At 67.3% G+C, this 18,196-nt stretch carries 16 protein-coding genes; 6 read left to right on the top strand and 10 right to left on the bottom strand.

Translation table 11 applies throughout. From position 1 onward, the window contains the following. Nucleotides 1-166 precede the first annotated feature (166 nt). On the bottom strand, nt 167-1,732 hold the full coding sequence (gene otsA / locus Q9235_RS10170; RefSeq protein WP_306226869.1) for an alpha,alpha-trehalose-phosphate synthase (UDP-forming): 1,566 nt from the start codon (nt 1,730-1,732) through the stop codon (nt 167-169). 278 nt (nt 1,733-2,010) lie between these two features. Between otsA and otsB the strand changes: the two genes are divergently transcribed. Together otsB and Q9235_RS10160 are read left to right on the top strand one after the other, a co-directional pair. Further along, nucleotides 2,011-2,814 carry a trehalose-phosphatase gene (otsB, locus tag Q9235_RS10165; protein ID WP_306226867.1) on the top strand — a complete coding sequence of 268 codons (804 nt, stop codon included), beginning with the start codon at nt 2,011-2,013 and terminating at the stop codon, nt 2,812-2,814. Nucleotides 2,815-2,820: 6 nt separating this feature from the next. Next, nucleotides 2,821-4,662 carry a glycoside hydrolase family 15 protein gene (locus Q9235_RS10160; RefSeq protein ID WP_306226863.1) on the top strand — a complete coding sequence of 614 codons (1,842 nt, stop codon included), beginning with the start codon at nt 2,821-2,823 and terminating at the stop codon, nt 4,660-4,662. A gap of 42 nt (nt 4,663-4,704) precedes the next feature. Here Q9235_RS10160 and Q9235_RS10155 read toward each other — a convergent pair whose 3' ends face one another. Then, nucleotides 4,705-4,926 (bottom strand): putative antibiotic biosynthesis monooxygenase, encoded by a 222-nt coding sequence (locus tag Q9235_RS10155; protein ID WP_306226861.1) that lies wholly within the window; start codon nt 4,924-4,926, stop codon nt 4,705-4,707. Nucleotides 4,927-5,031: 105 nt separating this feature from the next. Here Q9235_RS10155 and Q9235_RS10150 point away from each other — a divergent pair, with 105 nt between their 5' ends. Beyond that, entirely contained in the window at nt 5,032-5,613 is a 582-nt protein-coding gene (locus Q9235_RS10150; protein WP_306226859.1) for a TetR/AcrR family transcriptional regulator, read from the top strand. 6 nt (nt 5,614-5,619) lie between these two features. Here Q9235_RS10150 and Q9235_RS10145 read toward each other — a convergent pair whose 3' ends face one another. The 5 genes from Q9235_RS10145 to Q9235_RS10125 form a co-directional block, all read right to left on the bottom strand. Further along, entirely contained in the window at nt 5,620-6,828 is a 1,209-nt protein-coding gene (locus tag Q9235_RS10145) for a M20 family metallopeptidase (protein WP_306226856.1), read from the bottom strand. A gap of 120 nt (nt 6,829-6,948) precedes the next feature. Then, a complete protein-coding gene (locus Q9235_RS10140; protein ID WP_306226854.1) occupies nt 6,949-9,714 on the bottom strand; it encodes a tetratricopeptide repeat protein in 2,766 nt (921 codons plus the stop codon). Between the two features lie 115 nt (nt 9,715-9,829). Continuing rightward, nucleotides 9,830-10,369: a chromate transporter gene (locus Q9235_RS10135; RefSeq protein WP_306226853.1), complete on the bottom strand. Its 540-nt coding sequence runs from the start codon at nt 10,367-10,369 to the stop codon at nt 9,830-9,832. Continuing rightward, entirely contained in the window at nt 10,369-10,935 is a 567-nt protein-coding gene (locus Q9235_RS10130; RefSeq protein ID WP_306226849.1) for a chromate transporter, read from the bottom strand. The genes Q9235_RS10135 and Q9235_RS10130 overlap by 1 nt, the downstream gene beginning before the upstream one ends. Nucleotides 10,936-10,944: 9 nt before the next feature. Beyond that, complete coding sequence (locus Q9235_RS10125) at nt 10,945-11,577, bottom strand: LysE family translocator (protein ID WP_306226846.1); 633 nt, start codon at nt 11,575-11,577, stop codon at nt 10,945-10,947. Nucleotides 11,578-11,749: 172 nt separating this feature from the next. On the opposite strand from Q9235_RS10125, the gene Q9235_RS10120 reads away from it, so the two are divergent. Continuing rightward, on the top strand, nt 11,750-12,307 hold the full coding sequence (locus Q9235_RS10120; RefSeq protein ID WP_306226845.1) for a GNAT family acetyltransferase: 558 nt from the start codon (nt 11,750-11,752) through the stop codon (nt 12,305-12,307). Here the strand turns inward: Q9235_RS10120 and Q9235_RS10115 are convergent. The 3 genes from Q9235_RS10115 to Q9235_RS10105 all read right to left on the bottom strand — a co-directional run bounded on the left by Q9235_RS10115 (nt 12,304) and on the right by Q9235_RS10105 (nt 15,056). After that, nucleotides 12,304-12,810 carry a DinB family protein gene (locus tag Q9235_RS10115; RefSeq protein ID WP_306226842.1) on the bottom strand — a complete coding sequence of 169 codons (507 nt, stop codon included), beginning with the start codon at nt 12,808-12,810 and terminating at the stop codon, nt 12,304-12,306. The two genes, Q9235_RS10120 and Q9235_RS10115, sit on opposite strands and share 4 nt — an antisense overlap. A gap of 13 nt (nt 12,811-12,823) precedes the next feature. Then, nucleotides 12,824-14,047: an NAD(P)/FAD-dependent oxidoreductase gene (locus Q9235_RS10110; RefSeq protein WP_306226840.1), complete on the bottom strand. Its 1,224-nt coding sequence runs from the start codon at nt 14,045-14,047 to the stop codon at nt 12,824-12,826. Nucleotides 14,048-14,141: 94 nt separating this feature from the next. Continuing rightward, nucleotides 14,142-15,056 carry a LysR family transcriptional regulator gene (locus Q9235_RS10105; RefSeq protein WP_306226838.1) on the bottom strand — a complete coding sequence of 305 codons (915 nt, stop codon included), beginning with the start codon at nt 15,054-15,056 and terminating at the stop codon, nt 14,142-14,144. A gap of 164 nt (nt 15,057-15,220) precedes the next feature. On the opposite strand from Q9235_RS10105, the gene amaB reads away from it, so the two are divergent. After that, nucleotides 15,221-16,741, top strand: coding sequence for an L-piperidine-6-carboxylate dehydrogenase (gene amaB, locus Q9235_RS10100; RefSeq protein ID WP_306226837.1), 1,521 nt, complete (start codon nt 15,221-15,223; stop codon nt 16,739-16,741). A gap of 150 nt (nt 16,742-16,891) precedes the next feature. Next, nucleotides 16,892-18,088, top strand: coding sequence for an acyl-CoA dehydrogenase (locus Q9235_RS10095; protein WP_306226835.1), 1,197 nt, complete (start codon nt 16,892-16,894; stop codon nt 18,086-18,088). Nucleotides 18,089-18,196: the final 108 nt, after the last annotated feature.

Genomic DNA, 18,196 nt, shown 5'->3' with positions numbered 1-18,196 from the left:
CCCGCCTCCTCAGCCATCGACGATACGATGCCTGTCCAGACCTGAGTCGCCCACTCCGATCCTGCTGCCTTCTAGCGACGAAAGACCTTATTCGGCAAGGGCCGCGAACGGGGCACGCAGCATCCCCCCAAGATTTCGGTGGTTTCCCTGACCCAAGAGCCAAGTCTCAAGGTCGCACCAGGGCGAGATGAGAAGCTCCCGCAGCGCCGCGCTTTCCGCGCGATCCTGCCGACATCTTCCGTACACCGGCATCGGGAGGCGGCGATGACGCGGCCGATGCCTCGGCCCGTCCCGCCCGCCGCGCGCCGGAACGCGGCTCACTGCGCGTCCCGCCGACGGCCAATGCCTCGGCGGCGGAGTTCTCCCCCGACAACGCCAGCAGATATTGCCGCGTCCACCAGTCGATATCGGTCGCCGCGATGACGGCATAGAGCCTCTCGAAGCGGCGGATGCGCTCGGATTTCGGCATGGCGAGCGCGGTGCGGATCGCTTCCGCCACCTCATGGGAATCGAAGGGGTTGACGATCAGCGCCTCACTCATCTGCTGGGCTGCGCCGGCAAACCGCGAAAGCACGAGCACGCCGGGATCGGCTGGGTCCTGCGCCGCGACATACTCCTTGGCGACGAGGTTCATGCCGTCACGCATCGGCGTGACCAGCCCGACCTGGGCACGGCGGTAGAAGCCGGCCAGCGCCTTGCGCGAATAGGCCTTCTTGACCACGCGGATCGGCGTCCAGTCGAATTCGCCGAGCTGGGCGTTGAGGCGGCCGGCGACCTCGTCGGACTGGCGGTCGAGCTCGGCATATTCGGGCACGTCGCTGCGCGAGGGAGGCGCGATCTGCAGCAGGCTGACCCGTCCGCGATCCTCGGGATGATTGCGCAGGAACTCGCCGAAGGCTTCAAGGCGCTGCACGATGCCCTTGGAGTAGTCGAGCCGGTCGACGCCGATGACGAGCTTGCGCTCGCCGAGCGATTCCCGCGTCGCCCTGAGCGGCGTCGCCGCCTTGCGAACAGAGGCGGCGGCAAGCTTGCGGAAGCCCTCGACATCGATGCCGATCGGGAAGGCCTGCACCGCCGTCTCGCGCGGTCCGAGCCGCACACGCCTGCCATCCGTACGGGCGCCGCAGAGGGAGACGAGCCCGCCGATCAGGTTGCGGGCGTCGACCTCGGTCTGCATCCCGACGAGATCATAGGCGGCCATGGTGCGGATCAGCGTCGCGCTGAAGGGCAAGGCGTCGATGACTTCCGCCGCCGGCCAGGGAATGTGATGGAAATAGCCGATGCGATTGGTCACCCCGCGCCGGCGCAGTTCCGCGGCCAGCGGGATCAGGTGATAATCGTGAATCCAGATGAGATCGTCGGGCTTGATCAGGCCGGCAAGGGCCCGGGCGAAGCGGCGGTTGACGCCGAGATAGCCCATGTAGTCGCTGCGCTGGAACTCGGTGAGGCCGAGCCGATAATGCATCAGCGGCCAGAGCGCGCGGTTCGAGAAGCCGAGATAGTAGCTCTGGCGCTCGGCCTCGCTCAGATCGGTCACGGCATAGGTGACATTGCCGCGCTCGACCTGCCGGACCTGCGTCGAGGCGCTCTCGCTGACAGTGCCGCTCCAGCCGAACCAGAGGCCGCCGCGCTGCTCCAGCGCCTCGCGCAAGGCGACCGCCAGCCCCCCCGCCATCACCTTCTCATGGCGATCGGGAATCGTGACGCGGTTGGAAACGACGACAAGACGCATAGGCTTTGCATTCTCCGGCAGGGCCGCCCGCATTTCGCCATCGGCGGCAGGAACAGAACGCTTCCGAAAGCGTAATGTTTCCGTGGTGCAGACGCGGTCACATGGCAGCCCTGTGGCAGCCGTGCGGTGAAATCGCGACTGCCATGGTAGGCTTTCGACAGATCGAGGCAACCCCTCGAACCCGATTTTCGACGAGGCCATCGCCAAGCGATAAATCAGAAAAGGATATCATTGGCCGGACGGCCGCTCTTCTGCCGCCTTCTCTGCCCAGATACGAGATGATGACGACCCTGACCGAACCCGATATTGCCGCAAGGCCCGACGAGATCGCTGCCTCCAATCGCGAGATCGCTCTGTTCCTCGATTTCGACGGCACGCTCGTGGAAATCGCGCCCTCCCCGGAGGACGTGAATCTCGACCGGCGCGTGGCGCCGGCGCTGACGATGCTGCGTGCGCAGCTCGGCGGCGCGCTGGCGCTGGTCTCCGGCCGGCCGATCGCTTTCCTCGACGGCGTCCTGGCCCCGCATCGCTTCGACATCGCCGGGCTGCACGGCGCCCAGATTCGCGCCGACGACGAGATCCGCTCACAGGCCAATACGCATGAGGGCATGCGCGCGGCGCTGCGCGATCTCGTCCGCTTCGCCAACAGTCATGTCGGCATCATCGTCGAGGACAAGCGCATTTCGGTCGCGCTGCACTGGCGCCTGGCACCGTCTCTGGAAGACGAGGCGCTGGCCCTGATGCGCAGCATCGCCGCGCGGATGGGGCCGGGCATGCGCCTGCAGGAGGGCAAGGCCGTCGCGGAACTGGTCCCGGCCAGCGCCAGCAAGGGCAGCGCCATCGCCTGGCTGATGGCGACCCCGACCTATGCCGGTCGCATCCCGGTCTTCATCGGCGACGACATCACCGACGAGGACGGGTTCGAGGCGGTCAATGCGATGGGCGGCGTCTCCGTCCGCATCGGCGCCGATCGCGAGAGCCATGCCACCTGCCGGCTGGCTTCGCCCACCGTACTCAGGCACATCCTTCTCGAAGCCGCCGAAGGCGGCCACCTTTCCGCTTCCAGCTTCAAGCAGGACTGACCGACCATGACCGTTACGACCTCGACCGCGGGGCATCACTCCGCCTCGCTCGATCTCGGCGTGATCGGCAATTGCTCGATCGCCGCTCTCGTCGACCGCCGCGCCCGCATCGTCTGGGGCTGCTTTCCGCGCTTCGACCGCGACCCCGTCTTCTGCTCGCTGATCGACAACCAGGCCGAGGACGGCGATGCCGAGCCCGAAAAGGGCGTCTTCGCCATCGAGCTCGTCGGCATGACGCGCTGCGAGCAGAGCTATCTCGACAACACCGCGATCCTATCCTCCGTGCTCTCGGACGATCAGGGCAACGCCATCGAGATCCTCGATTTCGCGCCGCGCTTCGTGCGTTACGAGCGCTTTTTCCGGCCACCGCAGCTCGTGCGGCGGGTCCGGCGCGTCTCGGGGCGGCCGCGCATCCGCGTGCTGGTCAGGCCCAGCCTCGGCATCGGCGAGGCACCCGACGAGATCACGCGCGGCTCCAACCATGTCCGCTTCGTCGGCGCCGACCAGACGATCCGCCTGACCACCAATGCGCCGCTCTCCTATGTCGTGGAAGGCACGCCCTTCGCCGTCGACCAGGCCTATTCCTTCTTCATCGGCTCGGACGAGGCCCTGCGCGCCGAGATCGAGACGACCTCGCGCGAATTCCTCGACAAGACCACAGACTACTGGCGCGACTGGGTGCGCTCGCTCTCGATCCCCTTCGAGTATCAGAAGGAGGTAATCCGGGCCGCGATCACGCTGAAGCTCTGCGCCTTCGAGGAGACCGGGGCGATCGTGGCAGCCTTGACGACCTCGATCCCCGAGGCGCCCGGAACGCAGCGTAACTGGGACTATCGCTATTGCTGGCTGCGCGACGCCTATTTCGTCGTGCATGCGCTGAACCGGCTCGGCACGACGCGGACGATGGAGGACTATCTCGGCTTCATCACCAATATCGTCGACACCTTCACCGAAAGCGGGGCCGAGCACCTGCCACCGCTCTATCCGATCACACGCGGCGGCACGCTGGACGAGTTCGAGGCCAGCAACCTCTCAGGCTATCGCGGGCACAGGCCGGTGCGGTTCGGCAACGGCGCGGCGACACAGATCCAGAACGATGGCTACGGAGCCGTGGTGCTGGCCGCCACGCATTCCTTCTTCGATCGCCGTCTGATCCAGCCGGGCAAGGAGACGCTGTTCGGCCAGCTCGAACGCATGGGCGAGCTCGCCATCGCGGTCTTCGACAAGCCAGATGCCGGTCCCTGGGAGCTGCGCGAGAAGGAAGCCGTGCATTCCTTCTCAAGCGTGATGTGCTGGGCCGCCTGCGACCGGCTCGCCCGCATCGCCGGCACGCTCGGCCGTGCCGACCGCAAGGATTACTGGAAGGGCGAGGCCAAGCGGCTGAAGAACACCATCGCCGAGCAGATCTGGAATGAGGCCAAGGGTCATTTCGTCTCGACCTTCGGCGGCGAGGATCTCGACGCGACGCTGCTGCTCCTGGCCGAACTCGGCTTCGTCAAGGCCGACGATGCCCGCTTCGTCGCCACCGTCGAGGCGATCGGCCGCGATCTCAAGCGCGGCGACCTCCTGCTGCGTTACGCCACGCAGGACGATTTCGGCTACATGCATACCGGCTTCCTGATCTGCGCCTTCTGGTATGTCGATGCGCTGAATGCGATCGGACGCAGCGAGGAGGCGAAGGAACTGTTCGGGCGCATCCTGCAGCGCCGCAACAGCTTCGGCCTGCTCTCGGAGGATGCCGACCTCAAGACCGGCGAGCTCTGGGGCAATTTCCCGCAGACCTATTCGCATGTCGGCCTGATCAACTGCGCGATGCGCCTGAGCCGCGACTGGGAAGAGGCGTTCTGAGGCCGTCGACTTCGGTCGCCTCTCCTCCGGGCTCGCGGTCTCTCAGCGCGGCGCGCCGAAGCGGAAGGCGACCGGAATCACCCCGTAGACCATCGCCAGCACCATGGGCGGTACGGCCAGCGCCGTGACGCCAAGAACAGGCCAGCCCGCGGTGAACGGCGCCAGCGCGGCCAGTACGAGATTGATGGCGGCATAGGCGCCCAAGGTCGCGACGACCAGAAAGCGCAGACGCGACGCCAGGCGCGACAGAAAAGGCAGAGCCATCGGGCTTCTCCGTATAACGAAACGTTTCGTTTCTATTAGTTGATCTAAACGGACCGTTTCGTTATGTCAAGATGCGAGGGGATGAGCTGACAGGATCAGAGGGACATGGAGACGAAGCCGAAGCGCCGCGCCTCGATCGGCGCCCGCCGCAGCCCGGAGACCGAGGCAGCCGTAAAGGCGGCGGCGCGCGAACTGCTGGCCGAGAAGGGCTATGCAGGTTTCTCAATCGAGGAGGTCGCGCGGCGCGCCGGCGCGGGTAAGCCAACGATTTATCGTTGGTGGCCGAACAAGGCCGAGCTCTTCATCGCGATCTACGGTGTCGAGAAGGATGCGGCCATCCCTCTCCCGGACGAAGGCTCGCTGCGCGCGGACCTGCTACGCTACACGAAAGACCTCTGGCGCTTCTGGCGCGAGGATGCGGCGGGGCGCGTTTTCCGCGGCTTGATCGCCGAGGCGCAGACCAGCGAGGATGCGCTCGCCGCCTTGCGCTTCAAGTTCATGCCGGAGCGGCTGGCATCACCGCGCCGGATGTTCGTGCGCGCCGCCGAGCGCGGCGAGTTTTCACCCGAAGAGATCGACGATCGCCTGGAACTCTGGGTCGGCTTCAACTGGCTGCATGTGCTGACCGACCGGCTGAGCGAGGACGAACCTTCGCTCAGCCGCAAGATCGACCTGCTCTGCCGCTGACGGCGTTCACTCCACCTTCGCTGCCGCGCGCATCACGGCGAGCGCCAGAACCTGCGCGGCCGGGACGATGCTTTCGACCTCCAGGAACTCGTCCGGCGTGTGGGCCATGCCGCCGATCGGGCCGACGCTGCACAGCGTCGGAGTGCCCTGCGCGGCGGTGAAGCCGGAATCGGCACAGCCGCCGGTGAATTCCGCGGTGACGCCGATGCCAAAGCTGGCCGCCGCGTCGCGATAGGTGTCGTAGAGCGCGGCGGATTCCGAGGAGCGCTCCAGCGGCAGGAACTCGCCCTTGATCGAGAGCACGGCGCTGGTGCCGGCAACTTCCGGCGCCTCGATGATCGCCTTGATCTTGCCGACCATCTCGTCGCGCTGGGCGGCGGTGACATAGCGCAGGTCGATCTCGCACCAAGCGCTGGGCGCGATGGTGTTGACCGTCTGGCCGCCGCCGATCAGGCCGACATTGACGGTGATGCCCTTCTCCAGATCGGTAAGCCCCTGCAACTTCGGGATCTTGTGGCCGAGATCGACGATGGCCGAGGCGCCCTTCTCGTAATTCGCGCCGGAATGGGCCGGCTTGCCGGTGAATTCGGCCCGCATGAAGACGCCACCCTTGCGGCCGCTGGTGACCGACTGCCTGTGGTCCTTCGCGAAATCGGTGCCGGCCGGCAGGCGGCTCGGCTCGGCATTGAAGACGCAGCGCGATTCGCGGGCGGCAGCCTCGATGACCGGGCGAGAGGACGGCGAGCCGATCTCCTCGTCGCTGGTCGTCAGCATCAGGAGCGGCGCGGCCAGGCCGCCGCATTCGGCGAAGGCTGCGGCGACGAAGGCCGAGATCATCACGCCCGCCTTCATGTCGGCGACGCCCGGGCCATAGGCGCGGCCACCCTTGATGGTGAACGGCCGGCGGGTCGGCTCGCCCTGCGGGAAGACCGTGTCGCGATGGCCGAGCAGCATGACCGGGCGCTGGTCGTTGGCCGTGGGGTTGGGCAGGCGCGCGCGGACAGCGTCGCCGAAGCGGCTGTCCGGCACGATCTCAACCTCGAGCCCGTTCGCCCGATGGAAGCGCGCAACGACATCGCCGGCGCGGTCGACGCCGGCCTTGTCGTAGGAGCCCGAGTCGGTGTCGACCAGTTCGCGCAGCAGCGCGACCATGCCTTCCTTGCGGCTCGCCAGCCACTCGGTGACCTTCTTCTCCTCGGGGGTCAGGGCGCTCATCGTTTCACTCGCATTCGTTCCGGATGGGACAATGCGGGCGAGATTAGCGCCATTGCCGCGAGCGGCAATGGCAGAGGGCAGAGGCCATACCATTCATGCCGCGCATGGCCGGTCCCGCGCCTATTTCGGCGCGGCCATACGGCGGATCAGCGCATCGCGGGCGTTGCGGGCCGCATCGCGGATGGCTTCATCGGATGGCGCGCGCGCCGGCTGTTCCAGCGCCTTGGCGTAATAGCCGAGCGCGAGCTGGTCCGAGGCGATCCCGGCATAGAGATCGCCCAAACGCTTATTGGCCTGGAGCGAGGCTTCGGGCCGTGCCATTGCCGCCTCGAAGGCACCGATCGCTCCCGGCACGTCACCCAGCTTTGCCTTGAGCTCCGCCCTCGCGAGCAAAAGGCGTGGGTCGCCCGCCTTCACACCGATCGCCGTCTCGATGTCGGCGAGCGCGGCAGTCGCATCGCCCTGCCCGATCCGGGCATCGCTGCGCAGCAGCAGGGCCTCGGCATCGTTCGGCGCTGCCGCGAGCCGGGCCGTCGCATCCTCCGCCGCCTCAGGAAAGCGCCCGAGGCCGAGCCTCGCCTTTGCACGCAGCAGCAGCATGTCCGCTTCCGGCGAGGGGGCTGCGAGCGCGGCGGCGGCGAAGCGCTCCGCTGCGGCCGCATCACCCGTCGCGAGGTTGATCCGGGCGGCGAGCGCCTGCCAGCGCGGCTCGTTCGGCTCGATCCGCAGCGCCATCGCGATATCGGTCAGGGCAGCCGGGTTGTCGGAGCGCAGGTTCAACTTGGCCCGTTCGGCATAGGCCTGCGCCCGGTCCGGCGCCCGTTTGATGACCTCGGCGAAATCGCCGCGGGCCGCATTGACCCGGTTCAATTGCACGCGGGCGATACCGCGCCAGAGGAAGAGATCGGCGACATGGCCCGGCGTCAAGCCGGAGGTGCGGGCCCGGAAGGGAATGGGAGCGGCATCGTCGATGACCTTACTCAGATCCGATTCCGCCTCGAGCGCATCGCCCAGGCGGGCAGCGGCAAGGCCACGGACAGCCTGCGCCGCGATGTTGAAGCGGTTGTCGGTGAGCGCTGCCGCAGCCAGTTCGCGGGCTGCCGCCACGTCGCCCCGTGCCAGCGCGACACGCGCCCGCAGAGCCTGCTCGGCATAGGCGCCGGGCAGTCGGTTGGTCCGCCAGTTGTCGAGCACGGAAACCGCCTCGTCGAACGCTCCGGTCTCGATCAGCGCGACGACAAGATCGTCCTCACCCAGTTGCCCGGTGACCTCCGTCGGCAATTGCGCCCTCTCGCGCAGATCCTCCAGCGCCTGAGCGGGCTTGCCGGCCATCAGGAAGGCGCTTGCGCGGTCCGCGCGATAGAAGCGCGCCTGCGGGTCGCTTGCGACGAGTTCGCTGAGATCGGCGACCGCCGCCTCGTAGTTGCCGCGGCCCAGGGAGACGGATGCGCGCGCCAGCATGGCCTGCGCCCACATCTCCTTGTCCGCCCCCGAGCGCCGCACGACGCTATCGGCATCGCCCCAGGCCCGGTCGAAAGGCGTCAGGTCCTTGCCGTAGCGATAATCCCGCATATGCGCATAGGCGCGGGCCAGGGTGGCCGGGAGATATTCGGGCGCCGCCGCCACGGCCAGATCGTAATCGCCCATCTGACTGTCGAAGGGCCGGACCTTGGCGCGCTCGATCAGCCGGCCGGCCTTGTCCTGCGGCGTGGCAGCCGTTTCGACGAGGCGGTCGCAGCTCTGCATGCGCAAGGGATCGTCGCGCGTGGCGCAGCGCTTCTTCAATTCGGCCTCGTCGAGATCGGCGACGACGATCGGCTTCGGCTTGTCGAACTCGGCCACGCGCGCCGCGTGGCGCTCCCGCGAGGCGATATCATAGGCCATCTTGGCGTCGGTCCGCGCCGCGGAGCGAGCGAGGATGGCGCGAGCGCCGGGCTGATCGCCCGCAGCCAGCAGAATCTCCGCCTTCAGTTCATGGGCGTCGAACAGGCCGGGATCGAGCTCGATTGCCTTGTCGGCATCGGCGGTCGCGGCAGCGACATCCTTCATCGCGAGCTTCACCGCTCCGCGCGTCGCATAGGCGCGGCCAAAGCGCGGCTGCGCCTCGGCGACCACCTCGGCATCGACGAGCGCCTCCGGCCATTCGCGGCGGGCCAGTCGGGCTCGGGCGCGGATTTCGATCAGGTCGACCTGCTTCGGGAAGGCGACAAGCCCTTCGCTCGCTTCCTTCGCGGCGGCTTCGAACATGCCGAGATAGTACAGGCTGCGGGCGCGGGTGATGAAGGTTTCCGAGGTGCGGAAGCCGCCTTCGCGCCCCTTGTCGATCTGCGCGACCGCGTCGGTATAGCGGCCGGTGGCATAAGCGAGCAGACCGAGAAGATAGTCGCTGCGCGGGTGCTGCTTCTGCCAGAACAGGCCCTTGCGCAAATCCTCGCCCGCGCCAGCGAAATCGTATTGCAGCAGCCTGAGATAACCGCGATTGGCGTGATTGTCCGGATCGAACGGGTCGTTCTCGATCGCGGCGGTGAAATCCGCCATGGCGCCATCACGGTTGCCGAGAGTGAAGCGGACGCGGCCGCGATCCCGGTAGAGCGCCGCGAATTTCGGCGCGATGACCAGCGCCTCCGTGTAGTCCTTCTCCGCCTCGGCGGGACGGCCGAGCGCGAGCTGGGTATGGCCGCGCGCGACATGGGCCATCGCCTTGACCTTGCGGTCCGGGCGCCCCTTCAGCAGGGCGTTGCAGGCCGCGAGCCCCTTCTCGGTGCGATCATCCTTGCAGAGCGCGACATTACCCGCCTTCTGCGCGAAGGCCGGCCGCGTACCGACAGCGCAGAGCAGCGACAGTGCGAAGACAAGGAACGCTATCCGCCAGAGCGAGCAAGGCATGCCGACCTCCCTGACAACCACGTTCCGATTACGGAATGACGTTTGGAGAGGCTAACATGCTGCAGGGACGGCGTCATGCCATCCCCCGAATGAACGATCCGAAGACGGGAAGCGTTCAGGCGATGCCGGCAGTCGAGGCGAGGACATAGGTCAGCGTCCCGATCGCCATCGGCACGAGCGGGTTGACCTTGGAGCGATAGGTCACGAGTGCGGTCGCCACCGTGATCGCATAGCCGATGAGGCCGGCACCGGCGGCGAGCGTCGCGACCACGCCGCTCGCCAGCATCAGGCCGAGCGCGATCGGCACCAGCGCCAGCGTGAGGACCCTGACCAGGCGGCTGCCGCCGAAGCGCCGTAAGCCGCGGCTGGAGGCAAGCGCCAGCAGGCAGGACGGCAGAAGGAGCGCCGCCGTCGCGACCAGCAAGCCGGCCGTACCCGCGACATGCCAGCCGATGATGCTGCCGAGCATGATGTTGGGGCCGGGCGCCGTCTGCGCGATGGCGAAGAGCCGGGCGAAGGTCGGCGCATCCATCCAGCCGAGAATCTCGACGACCTGGCGGTGAATCTCCGGCACGACGGCATTGGCACCGCCGATCGCCATCAGCGAGATCGTGCCGAAGGTGACAATGAGTTGGAAAAAGACGCCGCGCTCCATCAGATCCGCCGCGCTCCGAGCGTCGCTGCCACAAGGCCGAGCGGCACGAGAACCAGCAGGGTCGGCAGCATCGGCAGCCGCAGCAGGCCGACCGCAACGAAGGCAGCCGCGGCCATGACCCAAGCCCAGCGCGCGAGGCCGGCCTTCGTCAGAAGCCGCAGCGCTGTGCCGAGAATGAGCCCGGCAGCGCTGGCGGCGGCGCCGGTCAAGGCGATCTGCGCCAGCGGGTGGCCGGATACCGCGTCATAGCCATTCGCGAGTGCGACGAGGCAAAGCAGCGGCATCGCCATCAGCGCGAAGACGCAGGTCAGGGCGCCGACCCCGCCGCGGAAGCGATCGCCCAGCATCACGGCAGCGTTGACGGTATTGGCGCCGGGCAGCGCCTGGCAGATGCCCATCAATTCGGCATAGCCGCGATCGTCGAGCCAGTTGCGCTCGGCGACGATGATATGGCGCGCAACCGGCCCGACGCCGCCGAAGCCCATCAGGCCGATCTTGAGGAACCCGGTGAACAGGTCCGGCAGGCTTGGCCGCGGGGCTTCCGATGCGGTCTCCAGGCTCGACATCCGGGGCGGCTAACGGCGCGATTCCATCGCCATGCGCAGCGCAAAGCCGGCGAGCACCGTGCCCATCAGCCAGCGCTGGACCAGCGACCAGAACGGCCGCGTCCTGAGGAACAGCGCGATGCTGCCGGCAGCCGTCGCGATCAGGGCGTTGACGCTGCCGCTGATCGCGATCTGGACGAAGCCGAGCACGACCGACTGGCTGAGCACATGGCCGGCGGCGGGATCGATGAATTGCGGCAGCAGCGCGAGATAGAACATCGCGATCTTCGGATTGAGCAGGCTGGTCAGGAAGCCCATGGCGAAGAGCTTGCGCGGCCCGTCATGGGGCAGATCGCGGACATGGAAGGGCGAGCGCCCGCCCGGCCGCACCGCCTGCCAGGCGAGCCAGAGCAGATAGGCCGCGCCGCCGAGCCGGAGCGCGTCATAGGCATAGGGCACGGCGAAGAGCAGCGCCGTGATGCCGAAGGCGGCGCAGAACATGTAGACGAAGAAGCCGAGGATCACGCCGCCAAGCGAGATGAGGCCGGCGCCCCTGCCCTGCGCGATCGAGCGCGAGATCAGGTAAATCATGTTGGGGCCGGGCGTCAGCACCATGCCGAGCGCGATCAGCGAGAAGGTGATGAGGGTCGTCGTCTCGGGCATGAGAAGCGCTCCGGCGGAACTCAGCGCTTGGACCATGGATCGCGGTAGCCGGCAATCGGCTGCGCCATGGGAGCGGCCATGCAAGCCCCGCTACCCCGGAACCCCTCATCCGCCGCAACGGAACCCACCGGTCTGCCGGTGGTTGTCGCCTGCAAGCGCATCGGGGGGAAACATGACGCTGTTCAGCCGGCTGCTCTACACCATCATCTCCTTCGCGCTGCTCGGCGCCTCGATCGTGCTGATCGGCGTCGCGGTCTGGCGTACGTCGCAGGGCTTCTGGACCGGCGAGGGCGCGCTCGACACGATGCTCGACGGGATCGGCCTCGTGATCATCGCGGTCGCGGTCGCCGATGTCGGCAAGTTCCTGTTCGAGGAGGAGGTCGTCGCCGATCGCGAGATGCGCCGCCCGGCCGAAGCGCGGGGCTCGCTGACCAAGTTCATGTCGATCATGATCGTGGCGCTTTCGCTGGAATCGCTGGTGCTGATCGCCAAGACCTCGCGCGAGACGATGGGCGATGTCGTCTATCCCGGCCTGCTGATGCTGCTCGCCGTACTGGCGCTCGTCGGGCTCGGGTTGTTCCAGAAACTCAGCCAGCACGCGACGGCTGCGGTGCCGCCGGATAAGGATGAGGATGAGAACGACGAAGCCGAGAAACGACCGCTTGCGATCGGCAAACCGTCCACACGTTCCAGACGTCGCCCGGCTGCGCCAGCCGCTGATCCTGCCTAGCGCGGCTCGTCGACCAGGAACAGGTCGGTATCATCCGGCTTCACGCCTGCCGCCGTGAGCATGGCGTGTATCTGGCCGCGGTGATGGGTCTGGTGGTTGAAGAAATGCGCGATCACAAAGCCGCGCGGCCTGCCCATCTCGCGGCCGGCCGCGCCCGAGTACCAGATCAGCGTGCCTCGCAGCCAATCGGCCGTGACCTTGTCCGCCCAGTCGAGAATGAACTGGTCGCGCTGGCGCCGCCGCGCGCAGAACTGCTCCCAGCCCGCGAAATAAACAGCCGAGTCGCGCCCACCCACGGAAGGCTTCTCGCTGCCGGCAAGACGGCTGAGCCAGGTCTCGTCACCCCAGAGAACATGGTTGAAGGTGCCGTGAATCGACTTGAAGAAGGCGCCGCGATCGAGCTTGCGCGCTTCGTCGGTCAAGCCGTCCGCAGCCGCCATCAGACTGCGGTTCTGCCAGGCATTGTAGCGGGCCATGGTCTGGACGAAAGCGGGATCGACCATGGCGGCCTCCTCGTCAGATGACGTTGGCCTCCTTGAGCGGCCGGCCCGCAACGATGCGCTCGTGGCCGAGATCGGCAAGGTCGAGCGAGCGATAGCGGCCATGCGCGATATGCTCGGCGAGCCCGCGCCCGACCGCCGGCGCCTGCTGCAGGCCGTGGCCGGAGAAGCCGTTGGCGAGATAGAGATTGGGGAGGCCGACCGCCGGGCCGATGATGGCGTTATGGTCGAGCCCGCACATGTCGTAGGGGCCAGCCCAGGCGCGGCCGGGCTTGATCTGCTCGAAGGCCGGGATACGGGTCGCAAGCGAAGGCCAGACCACCTCCTCGAAGAAGCCCCAGTCGACATCCTCGGCGGCAGGATCGGTCTCGATCCATTCGACATCCTGCTCCGGCGTCAGGGGCGAGCAGCTGCCGATGAAGAGTTGGCCTTCCGCCGTACGCTTGCCCTCCTGCCGGCACCAGGCGCCGGTCGTGTCGATCAGGAGCGGGCAGCCGTCGACATCGCCCTTGCAGGTGAAGGAGAAGACATAGCGCTTCATCGACTTCACGGGGATCGCGATACCGGCAGTCGCGGCGAGCTTCGCACCATGGGTGCCGCTGGCATTGACCACGGCACCGCAGGCGATGCGGCTGCCATCCGCGAGCTCAACCGCGGTGACGCGGCCACCTTCGGTGACATAGCCGGCGACCTCGCCCTGTCGGTATTCGACGCCGAGGCTGCGCGCCTTCTTGCGGAAGGCCTGAAGCAGTGCCCAGCCGTCGAACCAGCCTTCGCCACTGACACCGAAGGTGCCGCAGACGAGATCCTCGGTGTTGAGCCAGGGGAAGCGCTGCTTCAGCGTGGCCGGATCGTAGAGAGCGATATCGGCGCCCTCGGCGGCCTGGAGCTTCTGGTTGGCTTCGAGGATCGGCGCGCCGGCATCACTGGCGAGATAGAGATAGCCGCCTTCGTGCAGGTCGATCGCGGGAACCTCGCCATCGACCGCGAGATGCTGGCCGATATTGCGCAGGAAATCGACGCCGAAGAGCGAGATGCGGATGTTCACCGCGCTGGAGAATTGCTGGCGGATCGAGGCGGCCGAGAGCGCAGATGCCGAGAAGCGGTAGGTCGGATCCTTCTCGATCACCACGACCTTGCCCGTGAAGCCGGGATCGGCGGCGAGATGATAGGCGACGGAGGAGCCGATCGCGGCACCCCCACAGATCACGACATCGGCGCTTTCGGAGACGGGCGGCATGGCAGGCCTCGCGCAGCCGGCTTCTCTGGGAAAAGCCGGGTTGGTGAATTTCGCGCATGAATGAACGAGCGCGGGGCGCTTGTCGAGTGTCGACTTAATTCGCCGGCGCGCATTCCCCGAGCAGCCAGTCGCGGAAGGCGATCACGGTCGGCAGATTGGCCTTCTCCTCCGGATAGACGAGATAGTAGCCCTCCTTGCCGGTCACCGGCCGGTCGATCGGGATGACCAGCGAACCCGAGCGCAATTCCTCCTCGACCAGGAAACGCGGCACGATCGCGAGGCCGAGGCCCGCGACCGCCGCCTGTGCGATCATGGCGAACTGCTCGAAACGCGGCCCCATCAAGGCCCGCTCCGGCGCCAGTCCCTGCTGCTCCAGCCAGTTCGCCCAGGCACGCGGGCGCGTCGATTGCTGCAGCAAGGGCGCGCGCAGCATGTCGGCCGCCTCGGCGATGCCGACGCGCGCCAGCAGCGAGGGCGCGGCGACGGGCACGACCTCCTCCCCCATCAGGCGGTGGAGCCGCGCACCCGGCCAGTTCTCCGCACCGAAATGCACGGCGGCATCGACCGGCTCGCGGGCGAAATCGAAGGGCACCAGCCGCGTGGTGAAGTTGATGGTGATGCCGGGATGCGCCTCGGTGAAGCGCGGCAGGCGCGGGATCAGCCAGCGCGTGCCGAAGGTCGGCAAGGTCGCGAGGTTGAGCACGCCGGCTGCACCACGAAAGGCCATGGCGGAGACGGTCGCCGCCGCGAGACGGGAGAGACCGTCACGAATATCGTTGGCATAGGCAGCGCCGGCCGCGGTCAGGCTGACGCGCTTCTTGACGCGCTCGAACAGGCTGACGCCGAGCACCTTTTCGAGATGCGCGACCTGCCGGCTGACCGCGCCCTGCGTGAGGTTCAACTCCTCCGCCGCCCGCGTGAAGCTGCCATGCCTTGCCGCCGCCTCGAAGGCGGCGAGCGCGGAGAGCGAGGGCACCGAAAGGCGGCCGGGAACGAGGGCGTCATCCATGATTAATTCTCATCAAGTGGTGAGAACATATCGGTTGCTCAAGCCACGCGAAAGAGGGCATTCTGCCGGCCTCAAGCGCGGCGACCTCGGTTCCCGCGCCTTTATGTCATGTGCCCCGGGGCATGCGCCCTTCGGCTCCCGCTCGCGACCGCTGGAAGACAAAGATGGCCACATCCCTGCCGAAAGACACGCTCGCCCTGCTCAAGCGCCTCGGCGTCTCCGAGAGCGCTTATGCCGATGCCGGTCTCTCGGCCCGCTCGCCGATCACCGGCGAGACCGTCGTGACCCTGCGCGAGACCTCGCCGGCCGAGGCCGAGGCCGCGATCGGCCGGGCCCAGTCCGCCTATCTCGCCTGGCGCAAGGTGCCGGCGCCGCGCCGCGGCGAGTTCGTGCGCCTGCTCGGCGAGGAATTGCGCGCCGCCAAGACCGATCTCGGCCTGCTGGTGACGCTCGAAGCCGGCAAGGTCACCTCCGAGGGCCTCGGCGAGGTCCAGGAGATGATCGACATCTGCGACTTCGCCGTCGGCCTGTCGCGCCAGCTCTACGGCCTGACCATCGCGACCGAGCGCCCGAACCATCGTATGATGGAGACCTGGCATCCGATCGGCGTCGTGGGCGTGATCTCGGCGTTCAATTTCCCGGTCGCGGTCTGGTGCTGGAACGCGGCGCTCGCCTTCGTCTGCGGCGACAGCGTCGTCTGGAAGCCCTCCGAGAAGACCCCGCTGACCGCGCTCGCCGTGCAGGCGATCGTCGAGAAGACGATGAAGCGCTTTGGTTCGGAAGCTCCGATCGGCCTCTCCGAGGTCCTCGTCGGCGGCCGCGAGCTCGGCGACATCCTCGTGCAGGATCACCGCGTCCCGGTCGTCTCGGCCACCGGCTCGACCCGCATGGGCAAGGAAGTCGGCCAGAAGCTCGCCGCACGCTTCGCCCGCGCCATCCTGGAGCTCGGCGGCAACAATGCCGCGATCGTCGCTCCCTCGGCCGATCTCGACATCGCGTTGCGCGGCATCGCCTTCGCGGCGATGGGCACCGCCGGCCAGCGCTGCACCACTTTGCGCCGCCTGATCGTGCATGAAAGCGTCTATGACGCGCTCGTGCCGAAGCTCGCCAAGGTCTACGGCTCGGTGAAGATCGGCGATCCCCGCGAAGCCGGCGTGCTGGTCGGCCCGTTGGTCGACGAGGCCGCCTATCAGGGCATGCAGAAGGCGCTATCGGAGGCCAAGGCCGAGGGCGGCAAGGTCCATGGCGGCGAGAAGGTCGATGTCGGCTCGGGCGGCTTCTATGTCCGTCCGGCCCTGGTCGAGATGCCCAGGCAATGCGGCCCGGTCGAGCGCGAGACCTTCGCCCCGATCCTCTATGTGATGAAGTACAAGTCCATCGACGAGGCGATCTCGATCCAGAACGCCGTCGGCGCCGGCCTGTCCTCCTCGATCTTCACGCTGAACATGCGCGAGGCCGAACTCTTCGTCTCCGACGAGGGTTCGGATTGCGGCATCGCCAACGTCAATATCGGCCCCTCGGGCGCCGAGATCGGCGGCGCGTTCGGCGGCGAGAAGGAGACGGGCGGCGGCCGCGAAGCCGGCTCGGACGCCTGGAAGGCCTATATGCGCCGCGCCACCAACACGCTGAACTACGGCACCACCCTGCCGCTGGCGCAGGGCGTCAGCTTCGACGTGGATGCGTGATCGGTAGGCTCTAACAACATCCGCGCCGTCATCCCGGCCGGAGCGAAGCGCAGAGCCGGGATCCCTGCCTGAACCGTTCAGGAATGGATCCCGGGTCTCCCTCCGGTCGCCCGGGATGACATCGCAACAAGTTCAAGGGAGACGAACACCATGGCCGGCAGCCACAAGCTCGCGAAGTTCACCTGGGACGATGCCTACCTGCTCGACGAGCAGTTGAACGAGGACGAGCGGCTGATCCGTGACACGGCCCGCGCCTATGCGCAGGAGAAGCTCGCCCCGCGCATCCATGACGCCTATCTCGACGAGAAGACCGATCGCTCGATCTTCAACGAAATGGGCGAGCTCGGCCTGCTCGGCGTCACCGTCCCCGAGGAGTACGGCTGCGCCGGCGCTAACTACGTCTCCTACGGACTCGTCGCCCGCGAGGTCGAGCGCATCGACTCCGGCTATCGCTCGATGATGTCGGTGCAGTCCTCGCTCGTGATGTTCCCGATCTATGCCTATGGCAGCGAGGAGCAGCGCAAGAAGTACCTGCCGAAGCTGGGCTCGGGCGAATGGGTCGGCTGCTTCGGCCTGACCGAGCCGGATGCCGGCTCCGATCCCGGCGGCATGAAGACCCGCGCCGAGAAGGTCGCCGACGGCTACAAGCTGACCGGCTCCAAGATGTGGATCTCAAACTCGCCGATCGCCGACGTCTTCGTCGTCTGGGCGAAGTCATCAGCGCATGACAACCAGATCCGCGGCTTCGTCCTCGAAAAGGGCATGAAGGGCCTCTCCGCGCCGAAGATTGGCGGCAAGCTTTCGCTCCGTGCCTCGATCACCGGCGAGGTGGTCATGGACGGCGTCATCGTTCCCGAGGAGAACCTGCTGCCGAACGTCTCGGGCCTGTCGGGCCCGTTCGGCTGCCTCAACCGTGCCCGCTACGGCATCTCCTGGGGCGTGATGGGCGCCGCCGAGGATTGCTTCCACCGCGCCCGCCAGTACGGGCTCGACCGCAAGCAGTTCAACAAGCCGCTCGCCCAGACGCAGCTCTACCAGAAGAAGCTCGCGGACATGCTGACCGAGATCACGCTCGGCCTGCAGGGCTCGCTCCGCGTCGGGCGGCTGCTCGACGACGGCAAGATGGCCCCGGAGATGATCTCGCTGGTCAAGCGCAACAATTGCGGCAAGGCGCTCGACATCGCCCGCCAGGCCCGCGACATGCACGGCGGCAACGGCATCCAGATCGAGTATCAGGTGATGCGCCACGCCGCGAACCTCGAGACGGTGAACACCTATGAGGGCACGCATGACGTCCACGCGCTGATCCTCGGCCGGGCGATCACCGGCCTGCAGGCGTTCTTCTGAGAACCGTCAGCCGTCATGCCCGGGCCTGGCCCGGGCATCTCGTCCCACGCGAACCTCCCCGGAGATGGTCGGGCCCAGTCCGACCATGACGCCCGAGTCGAACCCGCC

This window comes from Bosea beijingensis (assembly GCF_030758975.1).
GTDB lineage: Bacteria > Pseudomonadota > Alphaproteobacteria > Rhizobiales > Beijerinckiaceae > Allobosea > Allobosea beijingensis.
The sequence above is the reverse complement of the archived record's forward strand: the minus strand, read 5'-3'. Positions and strand labels throughout refer to the sequence as shown.